Source organism: Burkholderia sp. 3C (assembly GCF_054589155.1).
This window is the reverse complement of sequence record NZ_BAAILN010000030.1, coordinates 177,592-203,689: the sequence shown is the minus strand read 5'-3', so window position 1 is coordinate 203,689 and position 26,098 is coordinate 177,592. Positions and strand designations below refer to the sequence as shown.

Annotated in this window: 21 protein-coding genes; 14 read left to right on the top strand and 7 right to left on the bottom strand. The window is 65.7% G+C overall.

Features of this window, described 5'->3' with window-relative positions; all coding sequences use genetic code 11:
• Positions 1–290 precede the first annotated feature (290 nt).
• The 4 genes from ACYP33_RS04985 (at position 291) to ACYP33_RS04970 (ending at position 3,550) form a co-directional block, all read left to right on the top strand.
• Positions 291–950 (top strand): cytochrome b/b6 domain-containing protein, encoded by a 660-nt coding sequence (locus tag ACYP33_RS04985; protein WP_459620089.1) that lies wholly within the window; start codon positions 291–293, stop codon positions 948–950.
• A 34-nt stretch (positions 951–984) separates the two neighbouring features.
• On the top strand, positions 985–1,764 hold the full coding sequence (locus ACYP33_RS04980) for a molybdopterin-dependent oxidoreductase (RefSeq protein ID WP_414451442.1): 780 nt from the start codon (positions 985–987) through the stop codon (positions 1,762–1,764).
• Between the two features lie 8 nt (positions 1,765–1,772).
• Entirely contained in the window at positions 1,773–2,114 is a 342-nt protein-coding gene (locus ACYP33_RS04975) for a pentapeptide MXKDX repeat protein (protein WP_459620087.1), read from the top strand.
• 206 nt (positions 2,115–2,320) lie between these two features.
• Complete coding sequence (locus ACYP33_RS04970) at positions 2,321–3,550, top strand: lactonase family protein (protein ID WP_459620085.1); 1,230 nt, start codon at positions 2,321–2,323, stop codon at positions 3,548–3,550.
• Between the two features lie 65 nt (positions 3,551–3,615).
• Here ACYP33_RS04970 and ACYP33_RS04965 read toward each other — a convergent pair whose 3' ends face one another.
• Positions 3,616–4,308: an aspartate/glutamate racemase family protein gene (locus ACYP33_RS04965; RefSeq protein WP_459620083.1), complete on the bottom strand. Its 693-nt coding sequence runs from the start codon at positions 4,306–4,308 to the stop codon at positions 3,616–3,618.
• A 202-nt stretch (positions 4,309–4,510) separates the two neighbouring features.
• Here ACYP33_RS04965 and ACYP33_RS04960 point away from each other — a divergent pair, with 202 nt between their 5' ends.
• Both ACYP33_RS04960 and dinB read left to right on the top strand, forming a co-directional pair.
• Entirely contained in the window at positions 4,511–5,146 is a 636-nt protein-coding gene (locus ACYP33_RS04960; RefSeq protein WP_459620081.1) for a LysE family translocator, read from the top strand.
• A gap of 96 nt (positions 5,147–5,242) precedes the next feature.
• Positions 5,243–6,445 (top strand): DNA polymerase IV, encoded by a 1,203-nt coding sequence (gene dinB, locus ACYP33_RS04955; protein ID WP_459620079.1) that lies wholly within the window; start codon positions 5,243–5,245, stop codon positions 6,443–6,445.
• A gap of 110 nt (positions 6,446–6,555) precedes the next feature.
• Here the strand turns inward: dinB and ACYP33_RS04950 are convergent, their stop codons facing one another.
• From ACYP33_RS04950 to fixL, 4 genes are all read right to left on the bottom strand, one after another.
• Positions 6,556–8,643: a M3 family metallopeptidase gene (locus ACYP33_RS04950; RefSeq protein ID WP_459620077.1), complete on the bottom strand. Its 2,088-nt coding sequence runs from the start codon at positions 8,641–8,643 to the stop codon at positions 6,556–6,558.
• Positions 8,644–8,900: 257 nt separating this feature from the next.
• Entirely contained in the window at positions 8,901–9,761 is an 861-nt protein-coding gene (gene folD / locus ACYP33_RS04945) for a bifunctional methylenetetrahydrofolate dehydrogenase/methenyltetrahydrofolate cyclohydrolase FolD (RefSeq protein ID WP_459620076.1), read from the bottom strand.
• 234 nt (positions 9,762–9,995) lie between these two features.
• The gene (gene fixJ, locus ACYP33_RS04940; protein WP_414442532.1) at positions 9,996–10,634 is read right to left on the bottom strand and encodes an oxygen response regulator transcription factor FixJ; all 639 of its coding nucleotides are present in this window, start codon (positions 10,632–10,634) and stop codon (positions 9,996–9,998) included.
• Positions 10,631–13,135 carry an oxygen sensor histidine kinase FixL gene (gene fixL, locus ACYP33_RS04935; RefSeq protein WP_414442531.1) on the bottom strand — a complete coding sequence of 835 codons (2,505 nt, stop codon included), beginning with the start codon at positions 13,133–13,135 and terminating at the stop codon, positions 10,631–10,633. The genes fixJ and fixL overlap by 4 nt, the downstream gene beginning before the upstream one ends.
• Here fixL and ACYP33_RS04930 point away from each other — a divergent pair.
• From ACYP33_RS04930 to lpdA, 4 genes are all read left to right on the top strand, one after another.
• The gene (locus ACYP33_RS04930; RefSeq protein WP_459620074.1) at positions 13,134–13,259 is read left to right on the top strand and encodes a hypothetical protein; all 126 of its coding nucleotides are present in this window, start codon (positions 13,134–13,136) and stop codon (positions 13,257–13,259) included. The two genes, fixL and ACYP33_RS04930, sit on opposite strands and share 2 nt — an antisense overlap.
• A gap of 140 nt (positions 13,260–13,399) precedes the next feature.
• Positions 13,400–16,096: a pyruvate dehydrogenase (acetyl-transferring), homodimeric type gene (gene aceE / locus ACYP33_RS04925; protein WP_414442529.1), complete on the top strand. Its 2,697-nt coding sequence runs from the start codon at positions 13,400–13,402 to the stop codon at positions 16,094–16,096.
• A 66-nt stretch (positions 16,097–16,162) separates the two neighbouring features.
• Complete coding sequence (gene aceF / locus ACYP33_RS04920; protein WP_414451447.1) at positions 16,163–17,806, top strand: dihydrolipoyllysine-residue acetyltransferase; 1,644 nt, start codon at positions 16,163–16,165, stop codon at positions 17,804–17,806.
• 106 nt (positions 17,807–17,912) lie between these two features.
• A complete protein-coding gene (gene lpdA / locus ACYP33_RS04915) occupies positions 17,913–19,682 on the top strand; it encodes a dihydrolipoyl dehydrogenase (protein WP_414451448.1) in 1,770 nt (589 codons plus the stop codon).
• Between the two features lie 200 nt (positions 19,683–19,882).
• Here the strand turns inward: lpdA and ACYP33_RS04910 are convergent, their stop codons facing one another.
• Positions 19,883–20,446: a phasin family protein gene (locus ACYP33_RS04910; protein ID WP_414442526.1), complete on the bottom strand. Its 564-nt coding sequence runs from the start codon at positions 20,444–20,446 to the stop codon at positions 19,883–19,885.
• A gap of 725 nt (positions 20,447–21,171) precedes the next feature.
• Between ACYP33_RS04910 and pbpG the strand changes: the two genes are divergently transcribed.
• The gene (gene pbpG / locus ACYP33_RS04905; protein ID WP_459620070.1) at positions 21,172–22,311 is read left to right on the top strand and encodes a D-alanyl-D-alanine endopeptidase; all 1,140 of its coding nucleotides are present in this window, start codon (positions 21,172–21,174) and stop codon (positions 22,309–22,311) included.
• A gap of 69 nt (positions 22,312–22,380) precedes the next feature.
• Here the strand turns inward: pbpG and ACYP33_RS04900 are convergent, their stop codons facing one another.
• Complete coding sequence (locus ACYP33_RS04900) at positions 22,381–23,190, bottom strand: IclR family transcriptional regulator (RefSeq protein WP_414451450.1); 810 nt, start codon at positions 23,188–23,190, stop codon at positions 22,381–22,383.
• Between the two features lie 190 nt (positions 23,191–23,380).
• Here ACYP33_RS04900 and ACYP33_RS04895 point away from each other — a divergent pair, with 190 nt between their 5' ends.
• The 3 genes from ACYP33_RS04895 (at position 23,381) to ACYP33_RS04885 (ending at position 25,975) form a co-directional block, all read left to right on the top strand.
• Positions 23,381–24,103, top strand: coding sequence for a (Fe-S)-binding protein (locus tag ACYP33_RS04895; protein WP_459620068.1), 723 nt, complete (start codon positions 23,381–23,383; stop codon positions 24,101–24,103).
• A gap of 51 nt (positions 24,104–24,154) precedes the next feature.
• Positions 24,155–25,576: a lactate utilization protein B gene (locus ACYP33_RS04890; protein WP_459620066.1), complete on the top strand. Its 1,422-nt coding sequence runs from the start codon at positions 24,155–24,157 to the stop codon at positions 25,574–25,576.
• A gap of 183 nt (positions 25,577–25,759) precedes the next feature.
• The gene (locus tag ACYP33_RS04885; protein WP_414442522.1) at positions 25,760–25,975 is read left to right on the top strand and encodes a hypothetical protein; all 216 of its coding nucleotides are present in this window, start codon (positions 25,760–25,762) and stop codon (positions 25,973–25,975) included.
• The last annotated feature ends 123 nt before the right edge of the window (positions 25,976–26,098 follow it).

Here is a 26,098-nt window from a genome sequence, read left to right as displayed (position 1 = left end):
TAGCCGAACGGTGTGGCCCCTGCAAGCACCGGGCCTGGCCGCATCGCCCCGCCGTTGCGCGCTTCGCGTCTTGTCTGGCGCGACTTTTCTCGTTTGCTCCCTTTTTGGGCGGCCTGCCGGCCTCGCCCGTCCGGCCGGGCCGATTTCCCCTTCCGCAAAAAATATTTTCAGGGCGCTGTAACCGGCACGCTCGAGCCGCCGAATTGCTTGTCGTAACGGGTGGCATTGCTCGACGAGCAGGCGACCCACGATGAAACCTGGCGCATCGAACGATGCCGTGCGAGCCCGACATGACCCTGCTTTCGACCCGCTCCGCCCCTCCGGCCCGATCCGGCCGTGCTGCCCCCGCCGGCGCGCCGCGTGCCCGGCCGGCGCATCCGGTCTGGCTGCGCGTCACGCATTGGCTCAACGCGCTGGCCGCGTTGCTGATGATGCTGTCGGGCTGGCGCATCTACAACGCCTCGCCGGTGTTTCCGTCGATCGTGTTTCCGTCGTCGTGGACCATCGGCGGTTGGCTCGGCGGCGCGCTGCAATGGCATTTCGCGGCGATGTGGCTGCTGGTGTTCAACGGGCTGACGTACCTGACGATGAGCGTGGCGACCGGCCGCTTCTCGGCGCGCTTCCTGCCGCTGTCGCCGCGCGCGGTGCTGCGCGACCTGGCCGCGGCGCTGCGCGGCAAGCTTCAGCACGACGATCCGTCTCACTACAACGCGGTGCAGAAGTTTGCCTACGTGGGGGTGATCGTCGACCTGATCGTGCTGGTGCTGTCGGGGCTGGCAATCTGGAAATCGGTGCAATTCCCGCTGCTGCGCGAGCTGTTCGGCGGCTACGACACGGCGCGCGTGGTGCACTTCTGCGCGATGGCGGTGATGGCCGCGTTCGTGATCGTTCACGTGGCGATGGTGGCGCTGGTGCCGCGCTCGCTGCTGACCATGTTGCGCGGCCGTTGAGCCGGCGCGCCCCAAGCGATATCAGGACTTCGAAATGAAACGGAACGACCTTCCCGCCCAACCTGGCATCGACCGCGAGATCGTGCTCGCCGATGCGCAGCGCGAACTCGCGATGCCTTCGCGGCGCCTGTTCGGCAAACGGATGCTGACGCTGGGCGGCCTGTCGATGCTGACTGGCTGCACGCTGAGCGACGACGCCTCGGTGGACGGTTTTCTTTCCGCCGTGTCGCGGCTCAACGATCGCGTGCAGGCCGCGTTGTTCGATCCGCGCGCGCTGGCGCCTACCTATACCGAGGCGCAGATCACGCGGCCGTTTCCGTTCAACGCGTTCTACGGCATCGATGACGTGCCCGAGGTGGACGGCAGCGATTTCCGCCTGAAGGTGAGCGGCCTCGTGACGGGGCAGCGCGCCTGGACGCTGCCCGAGCTGTATGCGCTGCCGCACGCCGAGCAGATCACGCGGCATATTTGCGTGGAAGGCTGGAGCGCGATCGGCCGCTGGGGCGGCACGCCGTTCTCCGAATTCCTGCGCCGCATCGGCGCCGATACCAGCGCGAAATACGTGGGCTTTCGCTGCGCGGACGATTACTACGAAAGCATCGACATGGCCACCGCGCTGCATCCGCAGACGCTGCTCGCCTTCGATTACGACGGTCAACGGTTGCCGGCGAAATACGGCTATCCGATGAAACTGAGGATGCCGACGAAATTGGGCTACAAGAACCCGAAGCATATCGTCGAGATCTTCGTCACCAATGTGTACCCGGGCGGCTATTGGGTCGATCAGGGCTACAACTGGTTCGGCGGGTCCTGACGGGCTGCGTGCGAACGATTCATCAACAGGTCCGCATCGAAAGGACCGACTTTTTTTCACCCGGCAAGGAGCAAATCATGAAGAAACTGGCAATGGCAATCGTGGCGGCAACGCTGAGCATCGGTGCAACGGCGGCATTCGCGCAAGCAAGCGGCGCAATGTCGAACGATGCGATGTCGCACGACGCAATGGGCAACGGCGCGATGAAGCACGACGCGATGGGCAAGGGTGCGATGAAGCACGATGCGATGGGCAAGGGCGCGATGAAGCATGACGCGATGGGCAAGGACGGCATGAGCAAGGATTCGATGAGCAAGGATTCGATGGGCAAGGACGCCATGTCGAAGTAAGCCGTCGCACGGCACGACGATGCCCGCGGTGCCGCCAGGCCCGCGGGCATCGTCGTTTATGCCTGCCTGCAAGCGGGAAATCATGCAGAAATTTTTTAATCCGTTGTAACCGCAACCTTCAGTTACCCGAATTGATGGGCGCGCGATCGAGAGAAACCAGCAAGCAACGATCGCTAACCCGACTACTGACGACCAAGGTGAAACGGATGAAGCTCAAATTGATCACGGCCCTGACCACGACGGCCATTCTTGCAGCGTGCGGCGGCAGCGACGACGCCCCCACGCCGCCGGCCGCGGCCTCCGCGCCGGCACCCGCGTCCACGCCGGCGCCCGCGCCGCAGAAGACCGCGCAACTGTTCGCGCAAACCAACGACACGCAGAACGCGGTGCTGCATTTCGTGCGCAACGCCGACGGCACGTTGACCGCCAAGCCCGTGCTGGCGACGGGCGGCAAGGGCACCAACGGCGTGAACTACTTCATGGGCAACATCGTCGCGCCCGACGCGCTGACCAGCAACAACAGCGTCCTGGTGTCGCCGGACGGCACGCGCCTGTTCGTCGCCAATGCGGGCGACAACACCGTCAGCGTGTTCGCGATTTCGGGAAGCGATCTGAGCTTGCTGGCGGTGTCGCCCACGGGCGGCGTGCGGCCGACTTCGCTCGCGTTCGCGAACGGCGTGCTCTACGTCACGCATCAGCAGGGCGCGCAGGAACTGGGCGCCTACCGCCTTGGCGCGGACGGCAAGCTCACCTCGATCGGCCAGTACGCGGTGGTGGTGCAGGATGCGCTGCCGACGGAAGTGTCGGTCAGCCCCGACGGCAAGTACGTGATCGTCAACGGCTTCCTGCGCACCGTCACGCCGACCGCGCCGCTGAACATGCTGCTGGCCTTCCCGGTGCAGGCCGACGGCACGCTCGGCACGCCGGTCGACAGCAGCTCGATCGGCGTCGGCCCGTTCGGCGCGCGCTTCGGTTCGGGGGCGCTGGCGTCGAGCTATTTCGTGACCGATGCAGCGGGCGGCACCGTTGAATCGTTCGGCTTCTCGTCGTCGACGGGCGCGTTCGCCTCGACCGGTTCGCCGATCACCGTGACCGGCCAGGCCGCGCCGTGCTGGATCACCGTGACGCCGGACAACCGCTTCGCCTACATCGGCAACGGCAGCGGCGCGATCTCGCTGTTCTCGATCGACAGCACCGGGAAGATGGCGCTGGTGAACGCGTCGATCGCCACCGAAACGCCGGTTGCGGGGCAAACGTCGGCATTCGCGAACGATTCGTGGGTCAGCCCGGACGGCAAGTTCCTCTATCAGGACTACGCCGGCGACGACAAGATCGTCGCGTACGCGATCGGCGCGAACGGCGCGCTGACCAAGCTCGGCGAGCAGCCGGCCAACACCCAGTCGAAGATCAGCCTGCAGGGCATGACGGGGATCTGACGCGGGCGGGCCTTGGGCGGCCCTGAGCCGTCACAAGCGGCCCGAGCCCACGGGCCGCTTGTAGCTCAATCCGCCGCGAACGCCACGGCGGCGTGCGCATGCAGCGCCGTCGTGTCGTAGACGGGCAGCGGCGAATCCTGTTCGCCGATCAGCAGCGTGATCTCGGTGCAGCCGAGGATCACGGCCTGCGCGCCGCGCTCGGCGAGCCGGCCGATGATGGCCGCGTAGGCGGCGCGCGAGGCGGCCTCGATCCGGCCGTGGCATAGCTCGTCGTAGATCACGCGGTGTACTGTCTCGCGATCGTCGGCATCGGGCGTCAGCACCTCGATGCCGAAACGTTCGGCGAGCCGCTGCGCGTAGAACGGCAGTTCCATCGTGTAGCGCGTGCCGAGCAGGGCGACGCGGCGCACGCCGGCCGCCTGCAGCGCCGCGCCGGTCGGGTCGGCGATATGCAGGAACGGCAGCGTGACGGCCGCCTCGATCGCCTCGGCCACGCGGTGCATGGTGTTGGTGGTCAGCACGATGAGGTCCGCGCCGGCCGCCTGAAGCTGGCGCGCCGCGCCGGCCATCCGTTCGCCGAGCGCGTGCCAGTCCTGCTCGCGCTGCAAGGCCTCGATCTCGGCGAAATCGACCGTCACCAGCACGCTTTTCGCGTTGTGATGGCCGCCGTGCCGCGCCTTCGATTCGCGATTGATCAGCCGGTAATACTCCGCCGACGATTCCCAGCTCATGCCGCCGATCAGGCCGATCGTCTTCATTCGTACTCCGTGCGTGTGGGTCGTGAGGTGCTGCCGAGTATAGGTCGCGGGCCGCCGCGGTGGCGGTACGGTTCGGGGCGGGAACGGCCGGTACGGATCGAGCGATCGGGCCATGACGGCGAAGGTTGATCGGGCGAGCGCGGCTGCCGTATGCTCGTGGCCTGACCACTCTGCGGCGCTTGCATGCGCAAGGACGGCTCCCATGCTGCACTACGACCCGGCTCACTGGATGGCGTTTTTCGGCATGGCCGTGCTGCTCAATATCGCGCCGGGGCCGGACATCGCGTTCATCCTCGGGCACACCGTTCGCAATGGCCGGCGGCACGGTTTCGCGGCCATGCTCGGCGTATGGAGCGGGGCGCTGTTCCATGTGGCGTGCGCGGCCGTGGGGCTGTCGGCGATCCTGTATGCGTCGGCCAGCCTGTTTCTGGCCGTCAAGTGGATCGGCGTGGGCTATCTGGCCTGGCTTGGCATCCAGTCGCTGCGCTCGAAGGGCGGCGCGCTCGAGATCCCGGCGCTGCCGCCGCGCACCGTCGCGCAGGTCTACCGGCAGGGCGTGCTGATCGACATCCTCAATCCGAAGGTGGCGATTTTCTTTCTTGCACTGCTGCCGCAGTTCGTGGTGGCGGGCGCCGGCCCGGTACCGCTCCAGCTCGGCGTGCACGGCGCGCTGATCATCGCCGTGGCGGCGCTGATCGAGCCGCCGCTGATCGTGCTCGGCGCCAGGCTCTCGCAGGGCCTGCGCACCAACCGCCGCGTGTCGGCGTGGCTCGACCGGGCGCTCGGTGCGTTCTTCCTCGGGCTGGCCGCCAAACTGGCCGCGTTTCGGCACGGATAAACCGCTGATCCGGCCCCGCCGGCCGGTTTTGCCCACGCAGGCAAAATCGCAACGCGACAACACGGCGGCACTGTTTTTTTGTACAGTATCGCTACCTTGGATACGCCCGCCACGCCCCTCGATTCCGCTGATTCCGCCGCACCGCCCGCCTCGCCGGGCGGTGCGGCGGCGTTCGCGCGCAAGATCATCCATCTCGATTGCGACTGCTTCTACGCGTCGGTCGAGATGCGCGACGATCCCTCGCTGCGCGGCCGGCCGCTCGCGGTCGGCGGCCGGCCCGACCGGCGCGGCGTGATCGCCACCTGCAATTACGAAGCGCGGCGCTTCGGCGTGCATTCGGCGATGTCGTCGGCGCTGGCCATGCGCAAGTGCCCGGGCTTGCTGATCATCCCGCCGTCGATGGAGAAATACCGCATCGCGTCGCGCGCCATCATGGATATCTACCGCGACTACACGCCCGAGGTCGAGCCGCTGTCGCTCGACGAGGCCTACCTCGACGTGAGCCGCGCCGAGCGCTGCCAGGGCAGCGCCACGCTGATCGCGCGCGAGATTCGCGAGCGCGTGCGCGACACGGTGGGGGTGGCCGTCTCGGCCGGCGTCGCGCCGAACAAGTTCATCGCCAAGATCGCCTCCGACTGGAACAAGCCCGACGGCCTGTTCGTGGTGCGCCCGCCGCAGATCGACGCGTTCGTGGCCGCGCTGCCGGTGCGCAAGCTGTTCGGCGTGGGCCGCGTGACCGCCGCGAAGCTGGAGCGGCTCGGCATCGAGACCTGCGCGCAGTTGCGCGGCTGGTCGCAGATCGACCTGCATCGCGAATTCGGCTCGTTCGGCCGGCGGCTGTTCGAGCTGTCGCGCGGCATCGACGAGCGGCGCGTGCATGCCGATCGCGAGCGCAAGTCGGTCAGCGTCGAAAACACCTACGTGAGCGATCTGACCACGCCCGCGCAATGCGCCGAGGAGTTGCGCAAGCTCGTGGTCCAGCTCGACGCGCGGATTGCGCGCACCAATTCGCTGCGCACGATCCGCAAGCTGTTCGTGAAGATCCGTTTCGCCGATTTCCAGCGCACCACGGTCGAATGCGTGGCCGAGGCGACCGACGCCGATACTGCCGTGGCGCTGCTCGAAAAAGGGCTGGTGCGGCGGCAGCAGGCGGTGCGGCTGCTCGGCGTGGGCGTGCGTGTCGATGAGGATACGGCCGAGCGGCACGGCCAGATCGCGTTGTTCGGCGATGACGATGAAGGCGACGGCCAGGACGGCGACGGTGAGGATGACGCGGGCGAGGGCATCGTCGCGCCTTGAGCCGAGCGCCCGGCTGCGGCCAATGAAAAACGGCGCTCACCGCGAAGTGAGCGCCGTCGTGCACCGGCAGCGCGTCGGTCGTGCGCCGCTGGTTCGGGGCCGTGCCGGCCTCAGTGCGCCGTCGCCGTCATGCCGTTGTGACGCAGCAGCGCGTCGATTTCCGGCTCGCGGCCGCGGAACGCCTTGAACGATTCCATCGCCGGGCGGCTGCCGCCCACTTCGAGGATCTCGCGGCGGTAGCGCGTGCCGGTGGCCGCATCGAGCACGGTGCCGCCGGCTTTCGCCGCTTCCTCGAAGGCCGCGTACGCATCGGCCGACAGCACCTCGGCCCACTTGTAGCTGTAGTAGCCGGCCGCGTAACCGCCCGCGAAGATATGGCTGAACGTGTTCGGCCAGCGCGAGAACGGCGATTGCGGGATCACGTGGAAGCGCTCGTTGATGTCGCGCGCGAATTCCACCGCACCCACCGTGCCGGCCGGATCGAAATCGATGTGCAGCAGCATGTCGTACATCGAGAACACGATCTGGCGCAGCGTGCCGAGGCCGCTCTGGAAGTTCTTCGCGGCCAGCATCTTGTCGAACAGCTCGCGCGGCAGCGACGCGCCCGATTCGACGTGCGAGGACATCGAGGTCAGCACGTCCCATTCCCAGCAGAAGTTCTCCATGAACTGCGACGGCAGTTCCACCGCATCCCATTCCACGCCGTTGATGCCCGACACGCCGAGTTCCTCGACGCGCGTCAGCATGTGATGCAGGCCGTGGCCGAACTCGTGGAACAGCGTGATCACTTCATCGTGCGTGAAGCAGGCGGGCTTGCCGCCGACCGGTGCCGAGAAGTTGCAGGTCAGGTAGGCCACCGGCGTCTGCACGCCCGTGGCGCGTTTGGCGCGGGTGCGCGCGTCGTCCATCCAGGCGCCGCCGCGCTTGCCTTCGCGTGCGTACAGGTCGAGGTAGAACTGGGCGACCAGCGTGCCGTCCGGGTTCTCGACGCGGAAGAAGCGCACGTCCGGATGCCAGACCGGCGCGTCGTCGCGGCGGATCTTCACGCCGAACAGCGTTTCGGTGACGGTGAACAGACCCTGCAGCACGGCCGGTTCCGGGAAGTACTGCTTGACCTCGTTTTCCGAGAACGCGTAGCGTTGCTCGCGCAGCTTCTCGGCCGCGAACGCGATATCCCACGGCGCCAGTTCGCTCATGCCGAGCGTGCCCGAGGCGAACGCGCGCAGTTCTTCCCAGTCGCGCTCCGCGTGAGGACGCGCACGCACGGCCAGATCTTCGAGGAACGCGGTGACCTGGGCCGGCGATTCGGCCATCTTCGGCGCGAGCGAGACTTCCGCGAAGTTCGCGTAGCCGAGCATCTGCGCTTCCTCGCGGCGCAACGCGAGTGTTTCCGCGACGATCCTGGTGTTGTCCCATTCGGTCTTGCCGCCGCCATATTGCGGGCCGAGTTCCGAGGCACGCGTCACGTAGGCGCGGTACATCGTCTCGCGCATCGCGCGGTTTTCCGAGTATTGCAGCACCGGGAAATACGACGGGAAGTGCAGCGTGAATTTCCAGCCGTCCTTGCTTTCGCGCTGCGCCGCTTCGCGGGCGGCTTCGATCGCGTCGCCGGGCAGGCCGGCCAGTTCGGCTTCGGATTGCGCGTAGTACGCATAGCCGTTGGTCGCGTCGAGCACGTGGTCGGAGAACGCCTTCGACAGCGCGGCCTGCTGCTCCTGCAACTCGGCGAAGCGCGGCTTGCGATCTTCGGGCAGCTCCGCGCCGGACAGGCGGAAATCGCGCAGCGAGTTGTCGAGGATCTTGCGGCGCTCGGCCGACAGCGTGGCGTATTCGGCGCCGGCCGCGATCGCCTTGTACTTCTCGTAGAGCGCGAGGTTCTGGCCGACGCTCGACCAGAACTCGGTCACGCGCGGCAGGTTTTCACCGTAGGTGGCGCGCAATTCGGGGGTGTCCGCGACGGCGTTCAGATGGCCGACGATGCCCCAGGCGCGGCCGAGCGGCTCGGTCACGCGCTCGACGGCTTCGACCACGTCGGCCCAGGTAGCCGGCGTGGCCGGATCGGCCGCGTGTTCGACGGTGCGCTCGGCTTGCTCGAGCAGCGCGTCGAGGGCGGGCGTGACATGGTCGGGACGAATCTCGCCGAAGCGGGGCAGGCCGGAGAAATCGAGAAGCGGATTGGCGTTGGCGCTGACGGACATGGGGCTCCCTGCGGGGTCGGATGGCGAATGAACGGCGCGGCTGCGTGGCCGCGGCATGTCGACATTATTGGGGCGGTGTTGCCGGTTTCCAATCGGAAGTTTCTAACGCGGCGATTGGAAACGGCAGGCAGCGTGCCGCCGAAGCGGCCGGCATGCTGCGTTTTGACGGGCCGCGCGCGGGAAAGATCCGCGCGCGGCCGCAAGGGCGGTGAGGCGTGAAGCGGGTACAGACAATACGTTATGACAGCGCGCGGCGCTCAGGCCGCCGCGTCGGCCGCGCGTTCGGCGGCTTCGAGCGTGTTGATCAGCAGCATCGTGATCGTCATCGGGCCGACGCCGCCGGGCACCGGCGTGATGAAGCCGGCCACTTCGCGCAGGCCGTCGAAATCGACGTCGCCGCACAGCTTGCCTTCGTCGTTGCGGTTCATGCCGACGTCGATCACCACGGCGCCCGGCTTGATCATGTCGGCCGTCAGCACGTTGCGCTTGCCGACCGCGGCCACCACCACGTCGGCCTGGCGCGTGTGGGCGGCGAGGTCGCGGGTCTTGCTGTGGCAGATCGTGACGGTCGCGCCGGCTTCGAGCAGCAGCATCGACATCGGCTTGCCGACGATGTTCGAGCGGCCGATTACCACCGCGTTGGCGCCGGTCAGATCGATGCCGTGCGCCTCGAACATCTTCATGACGCCGTACGGCGTGCACGGGCGGAACAGCGGCTTGCCCGTCATCAGCGCGCCGGCGTTGGCGACGTGGAAGCCGTCCACGTCCTTCTCGGGCGCGATCGCCTCGATCACCTTGTGGCTGTCGATATGGGCCGGCAGCGGCAGTTGCACGAGGATGCCGTGGATCAGCGGGTCGCGGTTCAGCGCGTCGATGTGCGCGAGCAGTTCGCCTTCGGACAGCGTGGCCGGGAACAGGTCCTTCTTCGAGTAGAAGCCGTTGTCCTGGCAGGCCTTGATCTTGTTGCGGACGTAGACCTCGCTCGCCGGGTTGTCGCCGACCAGGACGACCGCCAGGCCGGGGCGGTGGCCGCGCGCGGTCAGGGCCGCGGCGCGTTCGCCCGCTTGCGCGCGCAGGGTCTTGGAAAGGGCGTTGCCGTCGATCAGGGTGGCTGTCATGGTGAAATTCGGTCCGGATTGGGAAAGCGGGGGCGCGGCGAACGCGGTTCGGCCGCTGCAAGGCACGGAATTATACCCATCGCCTGTCGATACCCGACATCGGGCAGCGCTGGCGCGCCATGACGAGGCGGCTGCCCAATGCAAAGCCGCGGCCTCCAGGCGGGGGCCGCGGCTTGATCGAGCAGCAGGCAGGGTGCAGCAGGGCGGGGCGGCCGCGCGGGCCGCCCCGCAGGCTTACGCCTGCTTCTTGGACAGCGCGAGACGCAACAGGTCGGCGACCGTGTTGACGTTGAGCTTTTCCATGATGTTGGCGCGGTGCGCCTCGACCGTCTTGATGCTGATGCCGAGATCGTCGGCGATCTGCTTGTTCAGGCGGCCGGCGATGATCCGTTCGAGCACCTGCTGCTCGCGCGCGGTCAGCTTCGACAGGCGTTCGGTCGCGGCGCGCTGCTCCAGCACGCTCTTGCTTTCGTTGCGGGCCTTGTCGAGCATGCGCTCGACGAGCTTGCGCAGCTCGGCTTCGTCGAACGGCTTCTCGATGAAATCCATCGCGCCCTTTTTCATCGTCGAGACCGCCATCGGCACGTCGCCGTGGCCCGTCACGAAGATGATCGGCAGCGCCGCGTTGTCGGCGATCAGGCGCTCCTGCAACTCCAGGCCGCTCATGCCGGACATGCGCACGTCGAGGATCAGGCAGGCGATCTGCCCGGCCTGCAACGCGGGCTGGTAGCCGTCGAGAAACTGCTCGGCGCTCGAGAAGCATTGCACGCGATAGCCGTTTGCCTCCAGCAGCCAGCGCAGCGAATCGCGCACGGCTTCGTCGTCGTCGACCACAAAGACGGTTTCCTGAGGGGTGGTGACTGGGCTATTCATATCTCTCCCGTAACAGTATGTGATGCCAGGCCGCCACGGCCGTGGTCCTCGGGTGCCCCGATGGGCAGACTGCAATGGAACGTCGCGCCGGAAACGCGGCCGTCCGCCTCGATATTGTTCACGACCCAGAGCCGCCCGCGGTGCGACTCGATGATCGAGCGACAGATGTTCAGCCCCATGCCCATGCCGTCGGACTTGGTGCTGTAGAACGGTTCGAACAGCCGCTCGGCGCTGGCTTCGTCGACGCCGGTGCCCTGGTCGATCACGCGGATGTCGACGAAACCGGCCTCGATGTCGGCGACCACGCGAATCACGCCGTCGGTGTTCGGATCCTTGACCTCGCCCATCGCCTCGGCCGCGTTCTTCATCAGGTTCATCAACACCTGCTCGATCAGCACGGGGTCGACATAGATGATAGGCATTCTGGCGCGGATTTCGGTGACGATCCGGATCCGGCGCTTGCGTGCCTCGATTTCGGCGAGCCCGACCGCGTCGGCCACGATATCGGCCACGCGGGCGGCTTCGCGCTTCGGCTCGCTGCGTTTGACGAACTCGCGGATGCGTTTGACGATCATGCCTGCACGCAGCGCTTGCTGGGCGGTTTTTTCGAGTGCCGGCAGCAGGGTTTCGGCGGTGCCGCGCCCGCTCTTGACCAGCGCCACCGTGCCGGAGCAGTAATTGTTGATCGCGGCGAGCGGCTGGTTCAGTTCGTGGGCGATCGACGAGGCCATTTCGCCCATCGTCATCAGCCGGCTGGTGAACTGCAGCTTTTCTTCCTGCTGGTGCGCCAGTTCCTGCGCCTTCTTGCGGGTGGTGATGTCGGTCGCGATCTGCATCTGCGCGAGGTGGCCGTCCACCCACTGGATGTACTGGCGGCGCACCTCGAACCATTTCTGGATGCTTTCGACGTACACCTCCTGCGCGTCGGCCGTGCTTTCGGTGAGCGCGGTGGCGGGCAGGCCGGCGAAGGCGTCAACCAGGTCGATCGAATCGGAGGACGCCTGGGTGCTGTCGAAGCCGCCGCCCGACAGTTCGAGGTGGCCGTCGGGGCGGATGCCGAACAGGTGGCGGTAATAGCGGTTCGCGAACAGCAGCTCGGCCTCGTCGGCGGCCAGCACCGAGACGGCCGCGTCGAGGCTTTCGAGCACCGTCGTGAAGCGTTCGTGCGCGGCGGCCAGCTCCTCGCGGGCGCGCTTGGGCTCGGTGATGTCGGTCATCGACGACATCCAGCCGGTCTGGCGGCCCGAGCTGTCGATCAGCGGCGACACGTACAGCCGCGCGTGGAACATCGAGCCGTCCTTGCGGCGCACGCGCAGCTCGAAGCCCGAGGAGGGCGCCTTGCCGCGCAGCGTCATGTCCACCTGGCGTTGCATTTCCGGGTAGGCGTCGCGCGGCCAGTACGGGAACGGCGGGACTTTGCCGACCAGATCGGCCTCGTCCCAGCCGGTCATGCGGCAGAACGCCGGGTTCACGTGGGTGATGCGGCCGTGCATGTCGAGCACGCGCATGCCGATCAGCACCGAATTTTCCATCGCGCGGCGGAAGAACGCCTCGGCGTACAGCGCCTGCTGCGCCTCGAAACGCTGCCGTGTGTGCTTCCACAGGCTCCACAGGCTCCACAACACGAAACACGACAGGCCGGCCACGAGCCAGACGAGCGTGTTGTTCGTCAGGTTCGTCATCTGCGGGTACGAATAGACGCGTACCGTCAGGCCCTGGCCCGGCGGATCGAGCGGCAGATCGTAATGGGCGTCGCGCGGCAGGCGCGGGCGCGAGGAGGTGGAGGCCAGCTCGCGGTTGTTGACGTCGGTGATCGAGATCTTGTACTTGGCCGACAGCTCGGGCGGGATGTCGTGCTTGAGAATGCCCTCGACCGAGAACACGGCGGCGATCGAGCCGAGGTATTCGCGGTCGCGCGTGACCGGGGTTTGCAGCGTCACGAAGCCGTTGCCGAAATCGTCGTAGGCGATCGCCGAGTAGGCCTGGCGGCGCGTTTCGCGCGCTTCGGCATAGCCGCCGCGCACGATCTCGGCCAGTTGCGCGTCGTTCGGGCGCGACAGCCGCTGGCCGAGCGCGGGCAACTGCATGTCGGGCCAGCGCGGCGTGCCGGCCGGCATGTACCAGTTGACGTAGAGGATTTCGGGGTGCGCCTGCATCACGTCGCCGGCCGCGGCCTGGAAGCCGCTGACATTGATGCGGCCGAGCGCCAGGTCGCGCGAGAACGCCTGCAGTTGTTCCTGGGCGCTCGTCATCGACAGGCGGATCTGCTGCTGCGCCCAGGCGACGTTGCGGTAGAGGGTGTCTTCCTGCTGCTGCTGCTCGCGGCGGTTGAGGCTCCAGAGAATCAGGCTCATCACCACCAGAAACACCAGGATCGACAGCAGCGGCGTCAATAGATAGGAGTTGGACCACCACGGTCCGTGGTGCCAGCGGGACGGCTGCGAATCGGCCGGGGCACCGGACGCTCGCGCCGAGCGAGTAAAGAGCCGATCGGTCAACATGGCACGCATTGTAGCGCAGCGCCATGCCGACAAAACGGTGTGCCGCATTGTTGAACTGAAAGCGAAATTTGTCGCGCCTGCGTCATTCCTCATAGGTGCGGCGCAGCATTATTTCGCATTATGAGAAACAATCTCACCAACCGAAAATTTAGTTGCATCGGCCCGCGCAGCCTCCGTACAATCCGCCGGGAGCTTGCCGCAGCCGGTCGAATCGCGTCGTCTGCACGCAGCGCAATCCTCACACTCAGGACTCAGGAGACGAGCATGTCCGCCGTACCCAATGAAGTGATGAAGTATGTTGCCGCCGAGCACGACGAAGACGCTCAGGAAACCGTCGAATGGCTCGAAGCGCTGGACGGCGTGATTTCGTCCGTCGGTCCTGGCCGCGCGCACTACCTCATCGAGAAGCAGATCGAATTCGCCCGCATGAACGGCGAGCATCTGCCGTTCTCCGCGAACACCCCGTACATCAACACGATCCCCGTCGGCCAGCAGGCCAAGAACCCGGGCGACCAGGATCTCGAGCACCGCATCCGTTCGTACACGCGCTGGAACGCGCTGGCGATGGTGCTGCGCGCCGGCAAGGACACCAACGTGGGCGGTCACATCGCCTCGTTCGCCTCGGCCGCGACGCTCTACGACGTCGGCTACAACCACTTCTGGCACGCCCCGTCGGCCGAACACGGCGGCGATCTGATCTTCGTGCAGGGCCACTCGTCGCCGGGCGTCTACTCGCGCGCGTTCCTGCTCGGCCGTCTGTCGGAAAACCAGCTCGACAACTTCCGTCAGGAAGTGGGCGGCAACGGCATCTCGTCGTATCCGCACCCGTGGCTGATGCCCGATTTCTGGCAGTTCCCGACCGTCTCGATGGGCCTCGGCCCGATCATGGCGATCTATCAGGCCCGCTTCATGAAGTACATGGAAGCGCGCGGCATCGCCAAGACGCAAGGCCGCAAGGTCTGGGCCTTCCTCGGCGACGGCGAGACCGACGAGCCGGAATCGCTCGGCGCGATCGGCATGGCCAGCCGCGAACGCCTCGACAACCTGGTGTTCGTGATCAACTGCAACCTGCAGCGTCTGGACGGCCCGGTGCGCGGCAACGGCAAGATCATCCAGGAACTGGAATCGGAATTCCGCGGCGCCGGCTGGAACGTCATCAAGATCGTCTGGGGCAGCCGCTGGGATTCGCTGCTCGCGCGCGACAAGACGGGCGCGTTGATGCGCCGCATGATGGAGGTGGTCGACGGCGAGTACCAGACGTACAAGTCGGAATCGGGCGCGTATGTCCGTGAACACTTCTTCAACTCGCCGGAACTGAAGGCGCTGGTCGCCGACTGGTCCGACGACGACATCTGGAACCTGAACCGCGGCGGTCACGATCCGCACAAGATCTACGCGGCGTTCCACGAGGCCAGCAATTCGAAGGGCCAGCCGACGGTCATCCTGGCGAAGACCATCAAGGGCTACGGGATGGGCGAGGCCGGTCAGGCCATGAACATCACCCACCAGCAGAAGAAGCTGCCGGTCGAGCAACTGAAGCGCTTCCGCGACCAGTTCCGCCTGCCGATCGCCGACGACGTGATCGCCGACGTGCCTTACCTGAAGTTCGAGGAAGGCTCGAAGGAACTCGAATACATGCGCGCGCACCGCCAGGCGCTCGGCGGCTACCTGCCGCAGCGCCGCCAGAAGGCGGAATCGCTGCCGGTGCCGATGCTCGAGGCGTTCGAACCGCTGCTCAAGGGCACCGGCGAAGGCCGCGAGATCTCCACCACGATGTCGTTCGTGCGGATCCTGAACATCCTGCTGAAGGACAAGGCGCTGGGCAAGCGCGTGGTGCCGATCGTCCCGGACGAATCGCGCACGTTCGGCATGGAAGGCCTGTTCCGCCAGATCGGCATCTGGAATCAGCAAGGCCAGAAGTACGTGCCGGAAGATTCCGATCAGTTGATGTTCTACAAGGAATCGGAAACCGGCCAGATCCTGCAGGAAGGCATCAACGAAGCAGGCGGCATGTGCGACTGGATCGCGGCGGCAACGTCGTATTCCACGCACAACGAGATCATGGTGCCGTTCTACATCTTCTATTCGATGTTCGGCTTCCAGCGGATCGGCGATCTGGCCTGGGCCGCGGGCGACATGCGTTCGCGCGGCTTCCTGCTCGGCGGCACCGCCGGCCGGACCACGCTGAACGGCGAAGGCCTGCAGCACGAAGACGGCCACTCGCTGCTGTGGGCGGCTTCGGTGCCGAACTGCGTCAGCTACGACCCGACGTTCGGCTATGAACTGGCCGTGATCATCCAGAACGGTCTGCAACGCATGGTCGCGGATCAGGAAGATGTGTACTACTACATCACCGTGATGAACGAGAACTACGAGCACCCGGCGATTCCGCAGGGCGAGCACGTGGCTGCCGACATCATCAAGGGCATGTATTCGTTCAAGAAGGCCGACGCCGATGCGAAGGCGCCGCGCGTGCAACTGCTCGGCGCGGGCACGATCTTCAACGAAGTGATTGCCGCCGCCGCCCTGCTCAAGAACGACTGGGGCGTCGCCGCCGACCTCTGGAGCGTGCCGAGCTTCACCGAACTGGCCCGCGAAGGTCACGAAGTCGAGCGCTGGAACCTGCTGAACCCGACCGAAGAGCGTCGCCAGTCGCATGTCCAGAAGCTGCTGAAGGACACGCAAGGCCCGGTGATCGCCTCGACCGACTACGTGCGCGCCCTGGTCGATCAGATCCGCGGTCAGGTCGAACGCCGCTTCGTCGTGCTCGGCACCGACGGCTACGGCCGTTCGGACACCCGCGCTGCGCTGCGCCACTTCTTCGAAGTGGATCGCTACTGGGTGACCGTCGCCGCGCTGAACGCGCTGGCCGACGAAGGCACGATCGATCGCAAGGTCGTGGCCGAGGCGATCAAGAAGTACGACCTCGACCCGTCCAAGCCCAACCCGATGACGGTTTAACGCAATCGTGCCATGTGACGCCGCGCAAGCCCGCCAGGGTGCGCGCGGCCCAGGAGACACTTACAGATGAGTCAAGCGATCGAAGTCAAGGTGCCGGATATCGGCGATTTCAACGAAATTCCCGTCATCGAGGTGCTGGTCAAGGTTGGCGACAAGGTCGAGAAGGAGCAATCGCTCGTCACGCTCGAGTCGGACAAGGCGACCATGGACGTGCCCAGCTCGGAAGCGGGCACGGTCAAGGAAGTGAAGGTCAAGGTCGGCGACAACGTGTCGGAAGGCACGCTGATCGTGATCCTCGAAGGCGATGCGGGCGAAGCGAAGGCCGAAGCGCCGAAGCAGGAGCCGAAGCAGGAAGCCGCGCCGGCCGAGGCGCCGAAGCAGGCCGCCGCGCAAGCCGCGCCGGCCGCCGGCGGCGGCACGATCGAGGTGAAGGTGCCGGATATCGGCGACTTCAAGGGCATTCCGGTCATCGAGATCGGCGTGAAGGTCGGCGACAAGGTCGAGAAGGAGCAATCGCTCGTCACGCTCGAATCCGACAAGGCGACCATGGACGTGCCGAGCCCGGCCGCCGGCGTCGTCAAGGAAATCTTGGTCAAGCTCGGTGACAACGTGTCGGAAGGCACGCTGATCGTCGTGCTCGAAGGCGGCGAAGGCGCACCGGCTGCTGCCGCGCCGAAGGCCGAGGCCCCGAAGGCGGAAGCGCCGAAGGCCGCACCGGCGCAAGCCGAATCGAAGCCGGCCGCCGCCGCGCAGGCATCCGCGCCGGCGCCGGCCCCCGCTTCGAGCGGCAAGGCCAGCCATGCTTCGCCGTCGGTGCGCAAGTTCGCGCGCGAACTCGGCGTGGATGTCGGCAGCGTGGGCGGCACCGGTCCGAAGGGCCGCATCACGAAGGAAGACATCACGTCGTTCGTGAAGGGCGTGATGACGGGCCAGCGCGCACCGGCAGCCGCCGCTGCGGCGCCGGCGGGCGGTGGCGAGCTGAACCTGCTGCCGTGGCCGAAGATCGACTTCACGAAGTTCGGTCCGGTTGAAGCGCAGCCGCTTTCCCGCATCAAGAAGATCTCGGGCGCGAACCTGCATCGCAACTGGGTCATGATCCCGCACGTCACGAACAACGACGAAGCGGACATCACCGATCTCGAAGCGCTGCGCGTGCAGCTGAACAAGGAAAACGAAAAGTCCGGCGTGAAGTTCACGATGCTGGCGTTCGTGATCAAGGCCGTGGTCGCGGCGCTGAAGAAGTTCCCGAACTTCAACGCGAGCCTCGATGGCGACAACCTGATCCTCAAGCAGTACTTCCACATCGGTTTCGCGGCCGATACGCCGAACGGCCTGGTCGTGCCGGTGATTCGCGACGCGGACAAGAAGGGCCTCGCCGACATCGCCAAGGAAATGGCGGATCTGTCGAAGGCGGCCCGCGACGGCAAGCTGAAGCCGGACCAGATGCAAGGCGGCTGCTTCTCGATCTCGTCGCTGGGCGGCATCGGCGGCACGCACTTCACGCCGATCGTCAACGCGCCGGAAGTCGCGATCCTCGGCCTCTCGCGCGGTGCGATGAAGCCGGTGTGGGACGGCAAGCAGTTCGTGCCGCGTCTGACCTTGCCGATGTCGCTGTCCTACGATCACCGCGTGATCGACGGCGCGGCGGCGGCGCGTTTCAACGCATACCTCGCGTCGATCCTCGGCGATTTCCGCCGCGTGATTCTCTGATCCCCGACGGTCGCCTGGCCGGCATGCGGTGCGCTTTCGAAGCGCCGCGCGGCCGGCCGGGCGCCTCGTGCGGTCGGCGGTAGCCCATACAATCAGGGGACAGTTCATGAGTCTCATCGAAGTGAAAGTGCCGGACATCGGCGATTTCAAGGAAATTCCCGTCATCGAAGTGCTGGTGAAGGCGGGCGACACGGTCGAGAAGGAGCAATCGCTCGTCACGCTCGAATCGGACAAGGCGACGATGGATGTGCCGAGCTCGGAAGCCGGCGTCGTCAAGGAAGTGAAGGTCAAGGTCGGCGACAACGTGTCGGAAGGCACGCTGATCGTGGTGCTCGAAGGCGCAGCAGCGGCCGCGGCACCGGCCAAGGCAGCCGAAAAACCGGCCGAGAAGCCGGCGGACAAGCCTGCCGAGAAGGCCGCTCCGGCGGCAGCGCCGCAGGCGGGCAGCTACTCGGGCAGTGCCGACATCGAATGCGACATGCTCGTGCTCGGCGCCGGCCCCGGCGGCTATTCGGCAGCGTTCCGCGCGGCCGACCTCGGCATGAAGACGGTGCTGGTCGAGCGTTATGCGACGCTCGGCGGCGTGTGCCTGAACGTCGGTTGCATCCCGTCGAAGGCGCTGCTGCACACGGCGCTGGTGGTCGAGGAAGCGGCGGCGCTGGCCGATCACGGCATCTCGTTCGGCAAGCCCGAAGTCAACCTCGACAAGCTGCGCGACTTCAAGTCGGGTGTGGTCGGCAAGCTGACCGGCGGCCTGGCCGGCATGGCGAAGGCCCGCAAGGTCGAAGTCGTGACGGGCCTCGGCACGTTCGTCGATCCGTACCACATGGAAGTGCAGGGCGAAAACGGCAAGAAGGTCGTCAAGTTCAAGCAGGCGATCATCGCGGCCGGTTCGCAGCCGGTGAAGCTGCCGTTCATGCCGGAAGATCCGCGCGTGGTCGATTCGACCGGCGCGCTCGAACTGCGCCAGTTGCCCAAGCGCATGCTCGTGATCGGCGGCGGCATCATCGGCCTCGAAATGGCCACCGTCTACTCGACGCTCGGCGCCGAGATCGACGTGGTCGAAATGATGGACGGCCTGATGATGGGCGCGGACCGCGATCTCGTGAAGGTCTGGGAGAAGTACAACGCGAAGCGTTTCGGCAACGTCATGCTGAAGACGAAGACGGTGGGCGCCGAAGCGAAGGAAGACGGAATCTACGTCAAGTTCGAAGGCGAGAAGGCGCCGGCCGAAGCGCAGCGCTACGACCTGGTGCTGGTCGCCGTGGGCCGCAGCCCGAACGGCAAGAAGATCGGTGCCGACAAGGCGGGCGTGACGGTGACGGATCGCGGCTTCATCGAAGTCGACAAGCAGTTGCGCACCAACGTGCCGCACATCTTCGCGATCGGCGACATCGTCGGCCAGCCGATGCTGGCGCACAAGGCCGTGCATGAAGGCCACGTGGCAGCCGAAGCGGCGCATGGCGAGAAGTCGTATTTCGACGCGCTGCAGATTCCGTCGGTGGCCTACACCGATCCGGAAGTGGCGTGGGCCGGCAAGACCGAAGACCAGTGCAAGGCCGAAGGCATCAAGTATGGCAAGGCAGTGTTCCCGTGGGCCGCATCGGGCCGCGCGATCGCGAACGGCCGTGATGAAGGTTTCACGAAGCTGCTGTTCGACGAGGAAACGCATCGCGTGATCGGCGGCGGTATCGTCGGCCTGAACGCGGGCGACCTGATCAGCGAAGTCTGCCTCGCGGTGGAGATGGGCGCGGACGCCGAGGACATCGGCAAGACGATCCATCCGCACCCGACGCTGGGCGAATCGGTCGGGATGGCCGCCGAGTTGTACGAAGGCGTGTGTACCGACCTGCCGCCGGTGCGCAAGAAGAAGTAAGCGCCGCGTGCGTGCTCCGGCCTGCGGGCCGGGCGCGTTGCGGGCAGTACGGCCCCGTTCCGGTTCGTCCGGGCGGGGCCGTTTTCGTTGGGGCGTGCGTCAGCCGGACATGGGCGACAGGCGAAAAAAAACCGCGCGGCTGCGCGGTTTTTTCGTTACGGCCCGAGGTTCGGGGCCGCTCGACGGTGTGGCTTTGAAACTCAGGCCTTCGCAGCCGGTCGGCGTGCGGCGGCGGCCGTGGCGGCCTTCGTAGCGACGGCGGCAGCGGCGTTGAAGTTCGATTCGGCGATTTCGACCGCTTGCTTCGTGGCCTTGTGCACCGTTTCGTACGACGTGTTGACGGCGTTGATCGCCGACTTCAGCGCGGCGACAGCCGTTTCCGAACCGGCCGGGGCGTTCTTCGCGACGTTGTCGACGAGTGCCTGGACCTTGCGGTTGTGATCTTCGTACTGCGCTTCGGCAACCTTCGCGAATTCGGCTTGAGCCGACGTGGCGATGTCATACAGGTGACGACCGTAGGCCAGGGCCTTTTCAGCGGCCGGCTGGGCCAGGCTGGCTTGCAGTGCGACCAGTTCTTGCGCGTCCTTGATCGACAGCGCGCGCTGCACGTTTTCCTGGCTTTCCGCGAGCGTCGACTTCACGACTTGCACGTTCAATTCGATCAGCTTTTCGACGCTTTCGAAGGCCTTGGTCGTCAAGCCGAACAGGCTTTCGAGGTTGGCTTTCTGGGCGGCGGCGATTTGTTCCGGGGTCAGCACGGACATGTCAGGCTCCTGAATGACGATCGCGGCTAGGTGGCGATCGCGTGAGTGAATGGCTCAACTTAGAAGGCACAAACGGTATGCGATGTCTGGCGCAATGCGTTGGTGCATCGCAACAACGGTTCCCATTTTAGGGCGTCCACAGCGCTTGTCAAGCGCTATTTGTGCGCTGCACAAAATTGCAATTCTTACGGAAAAACAAAGGCTTGGATCGTTTCATATGGAATCGGTTTCGGTACGCGAACTGTCACACCGTGATCACATGTCACGTGTGCATCTGCACCATCCGAGGTCGGCGCAGATTGCGCCGGGGGCGGGGGTTTGGGGGTTTACCTCGCTCAACTCAGGTAAACCGAAACGGCAGATGGAACGTTTGCTATGCATCCCGGTCGAAAAACGCCATTCATGTGCGCGATCCAGGTTGCCGCTGTCGGGCTGGTGGCCGACCTGCTCCAAGCAGGCTGTTCCGGTTCGTGCTACAAGCTCTTTCTGTTTTCCCGCTGCAATCCGTTGTCGCGGTGCCGTTATACCGGGTATTCGGCCGGTGCCCCGTTGCAGGCAGGGTGTGGCCGCCATTGGTTTTCTCGATGGAAATGGGAGGGTGATTGCCTCAAAGCAATCAACTCTTACAATCCGGTTTAACGAAAGCCGGTAAGTGCCTAAAATTGCTTATTTTTTCTGGTTTTACTACACTTGCGGAAACCTCTCGCCGCTCTGCTCAGACCCCAATGAAAGTCTCACTGTTCTCGCCGCTGAAGATGATGCACGGCGCGGCCCTCGGCACCGCGGTGTCGGTGGCCGTCTCGATGCTCGTCGCGTCGGCCGCCGTCGTGCCTGTCGACGCGCTGGCCGCGACCGCCAAAACCCATCCATCCTCGAAAGCCGCCAAGCCTGTCGCCGCCGCGAAGGGCAAGAAGCGCACCGTCGCCGCGCAGAAGAAAACCGCGCGCGTCGCCGCCGCCGAGCCGCACAAGGGCCGCAAGCGCGTGACGCTGGCCGCCGTGCCGGGCCGCCATCACGGCGCCGTGCGCCGCGTGGCGTTCGAGCCGCGCCAGACTCAGGCTTTCGGCCTGCACGAGTCGCCCGATGCGCTCGCGCTGCGTTCGAGCGTGGCCTACGTGGTCGATCAGGGCACCTCGGAGCCGCTGTTCGACAAGAATTCGCACTCGGTGGTGCCGATCGCTTCCATTTCGAAGCTGATGACCGCGATGGTCGTGCTCGATTCGAAGGCGCCGCTCACCGAGCAGATCGAGGTCACCGATGAAGACCGCGATTACGAGAAGGGCACCGGTTCGCGACTGTCCGTGGGGTCGGTCCTGTCGCGCGAAGACATGCTGCACATCGCGCTGATGGCGTCGGAAAACCGCGCCGCGGCGGCGCTGTCGCGCTACTACCCGGGCGGTCGTCCGGCATTCATCGCGGCGATGAATGCCAAGGCGAAGGCGCTCGGCATGGCCGATACGCATTTCGAGAACTCGACGGGTCTGACGGTTCTGAACGTATCGAGCGCGCGTGACCTCGTGAAGATGATCGATGCGGCTTACCAATATCCGCTGATCCGCCGTTTCTCGACCGATCACACCTATACGGTGTTCACCGGCAAGCGTTCGCTGGTCTACAACAGCACGAATGCGCTGGTGCGCAATCCGTCGTGGGATATCGGCGTGCAGAAGACGGGCTTCATCAACGAAGCCGGCGAATGCCTCGTGATGCAGACCACCGTGCACGGCCGTCCGATCGTGATGGTGCTGCTCGATTCTTTCGGCAAATACTCGCGTACGGCCGATGCGGTGCGCGTGCGCAACTGGCTCGACGCCGGCGGCGGCGAGCGCCTGACGGCCGCCAACACGGCTACCGGCGGCACCTGATCGCTCATCTGCTTCGCCATGAAAAAGCCCCGCAGTTGCGGGGCTTTTGCTTTGGAAGGCGTGCCGCCTTCAGACCGATTTCGCGAATGCCGGGCTTTCCGGTTCCTTCGGCGGCCGGTAGCCGAGCGATTCGGAAATCGTCAGCGCGGTATGACTGACCTGGCCGAGCCACGCGTCCTGCAGGCGGTCGGCCGGTGCCGACAGCGACAGCCCGGCCACCAGCTTGCCCGAATCGTCGTAGATGCCGGCCGCGATGCAGCGCACGCCCAGCTCGAGCTCCTCGTTGTCGCGCGCACACGATTGCTGGCGCACGATCGACAGCTCGCGTTCGAGCTTGCCCAGATCGGTGATGCTGTTCTGCGTATGGCCGGACAGGCCGGTGCGCGTGGCGTAGGCGCGCACGCGGGTGGTTTCGTCGGCCGCCAGGAACAGCTTGCCGACCGAGGTCAGGTGCAGCGGCGCGCGGCCGCCGATCGCCCGCACCACCTGCATGCCCGAGCGCTCGGAATAGGCGCGCTCGATATACACGATCTCGTCACCCTGACGCACCGACAGATTGACGGTCTGCCCGGTCGTGCGATGCAGTTCGCGCATGGGCATCAGCGCCGCGTCACGCACCGACAGGCGGGCCTTCACGAGATTGCCGAGTTCGAGCAGGCGCATGCCGAGCCGATAGGTGCCGGGGTCGGAGCGGTCGACGAGGCGGCAGGTCACCATGTCGTTGAGAATGCGGTGCGCCGTGGACGGATGCAGCTCCGTGCGCAGGGCAAGCTCCTTCAAACTGACCGGGTCGCTGTGGTCGGCGAGGGCGTCGAGCAGCCGCATCATGCGTTCGATCACCTGGATCGACGTCTTCGGGTCCGGAGTCGGAGTGCTCATCGTGAAAAATCAGTTGACCTGTCAAGCGGTGAGGAGCCGATTGTATCTCGTATGGTGAAAAAAGCGAACGCCGTTCGAGGAGAGGCTCGGAACGGGACGCGGGCCGTGTTTTCACCGATTCGGGGCGGCCGGCGTTGGTCTGGCGCGCCGAACCACGGATAATGAGCGACGTTTTCTGGAAGGAGCCGCCATGCGAGTCGGATTGTTCGTTACCTGTCTTATCGATCTGATGCGGCCCGAAATCGGGTTTTCCGCGCTGAAATTGATCCGCGAAGCCGGCTTCGAGGTGGACGTGCCGCCTGCGCAAACCTGCTGCGGCCAGCCCGCCTACAACTCGGGCGAGCGCGCCCTCGCGCGCGATCTGGCCGAAAAGACGCTGCGCGAATTCGAGCCGTTCGATTACGTGGTGGTGCCGTCCGGTTCGTGCGGCGGCATGATCCGCGTGCACTATGGCGACCTGTTCCGCGACGATCCCGATCTGATGACGCGCTTTGGCCGGCTGCGCGAGCGCACCTACGAACTGACCGATTTCCTGCTCAACGTGGCCAAGGTGGCGCTGCCGCTCGGCGAATTCACCGGCCCCGTCACGTATCACGATGCCTGCTCGGGCTTGCGTGAACTCGGCGTCAAGGCGCAGCCGCGCGCGCTGCTCGCGCAACGCGGTGTGGACGTTGTCGAGATGAAGGATTGCGAGCACTGCTGCGGCTTCGGTGGCACGTTTGCCGTCAAGTACGGCGATATTTCCACCGCGATCGTCGACGAAAAATGCGCCAACGTGCAGGCCAGCGGCGCGCGCACCGTGGTGCTCGGCGATCTCGGCTGCATCCTCAATATCGAAGGGCGACTGCGACGCACCGGCGACCGCGACACGCGCGTGTTGCACGTCGCGCAGGTGCTTGCCGGCGATCTGTAAGCGCTGTTTTTCGTTCCCCGTTACCTTTGCCGCCAGCCGAACCAGCCAGCCATGCAAGTCCAATCGATGCAGTTCAAGGCGCGCGCGGGCCAGAAGCTCGCCGATCAGCGCCTCCAGCAGAACCTCAAGAAACTGTCTACCAAGTTCGTGTCGGCGCGCGCCGAATCGCTTGAACAAATCGATTTTCCGGCCACGCGCGCCGCGCTGAAGGCGCGCCGCAACCGCGCGCTCGAGCATCTCGACGTCTGGCTCGAAGCGTTCGAGCGTGAGGCCACGCGGCGCGGCACCACGGTGCTGTTCGCCGAATCGATGGCCGACGCGGCGAAGCTGGTGGCCGATATCGCCCGGCGCCACGACGTGAAGAAGGTCATCAAGACCAAGTCGATGGTGTCCGAGGAAATGCGCATCAACGCGGTGCTGGCCGAGATGGGCGTGCAGTCGGTCGAGACCGATCTGGGCGAATACATCCTGCAGATCAACGACAACGAGGCGCCGAGCCACATCATCGCGCCGGTGGTGCACAAGGATCGCGACGAGATCGCCGACCTGTTCGCGCGCACCCACGACCGGCCGCGCCTGACCGAGATCCCGGCCATGACGCGCGAAGCACGCGAGGTGCTGCGTCCGCATTTCCTCGGCGCCGACATGGGGCTGACCGGCGGCAATTTCGTGGTGGCCGAAACCGGCTCGGTGGCGCTCGTGACGAACGAGGGCAACGAAGGCATGTGCACGGTCATGCCGCGTGTGCACGTGGCCGTGACCGGCATCGAGAAGGTGCTGCCGACGCTGGAGGATCTCGCCACGGCGATGCGCCTGCTGCCGCGCTCGGCCACCGGCCAGAAAACCTCCAACTATTTCTCGCTGCTGACCGGCCCGCGCGGCCCGCAGGACGAGGACGGCCCCGAACACAACTACGTGGTGCTGGTCGACGGCGGGCGCACCGGCCTGCTGGGCGGCGAATTCCAGGACATGCTGCGCTGCATCCGCTGCGGCGCCTGCATGAACCATTGCCCGGTGTATCAGAAGGTCGGTGGTCACGCCTATGGGTGGGTCTATCCGGGGCCGATGGGTTCGGTGCTGACGCCGAGCTACGTCGGGCTCGACCGCGCGCTCGATTTGCCGCAGGCGGCCACGCTGTGCGGCGAGTGCGACAGTGTTTGCCCGGTCGGCATCCCGCTGTCGGGCCTGCTGCGCACGCTGCGCGAAAAGCAGGTGGAGCGTGGGCTGCGGCCGTGGCGCGAGCGCGCGGCGCTGGCGGTGTGGGGCTTCACGGTGCGCCGGCCGCTGCTGTACGGCCTCGCGACCAAGCTCGCGGTGCGGATTCTCGAACGCGTCGGCGGCGACAAGCCTTCGGGCCGCGGCATCGCGAAACTGCCGTTCGCGGCCGGCTGGACCGACACGCGCGACCTGCCGACCCCCACCGGCCGCACGTTCCGCGAGTTGTACGCCGCGTCGAAGACGCACATCGGTTAATTCAAAGCAGGGCGGGGCGCGTTGATGGGAACGTGGTGGACATTGCAGATAGCGAGTGACTGTTCGCCGCACGACAACACTGCGTTCGCTATTTGATGGTTTATCTCAATAGGTGCGATCTATAGAATAGGTTCTGTCAATGTCGAACATTGGATTCGACAGGCTTGAACCGGAGGTCGCATCATGAGAAAGACAATATCGATCTACTGGCCGCTCGCGATCATCGTCCCGCTTGCCGCCGCCGCCTATCTGTACGCGTCGAACGCCGCGCGCCCCAGCGAAACACAACCGATCGCGCAGGTGTCGGCGGAACTGGCTCGCACGGTGTCGTTCGGGCTGGTGGGCGATGTGCCCGACGCCGCGTCGGGTGCGCCGATCGCAGCGGTAAAGTCGCTGTAAGCCATGCCGAGCTGGGCTGCCACGGGACTCGAAGCGCGCCTGTATAATGGCGCGCTTTCTGTTTTCGCGGCCATTTGCCGCCTTCCGGCCGCACGATGAAACCCGCCTCGATCTGCTTCGTCT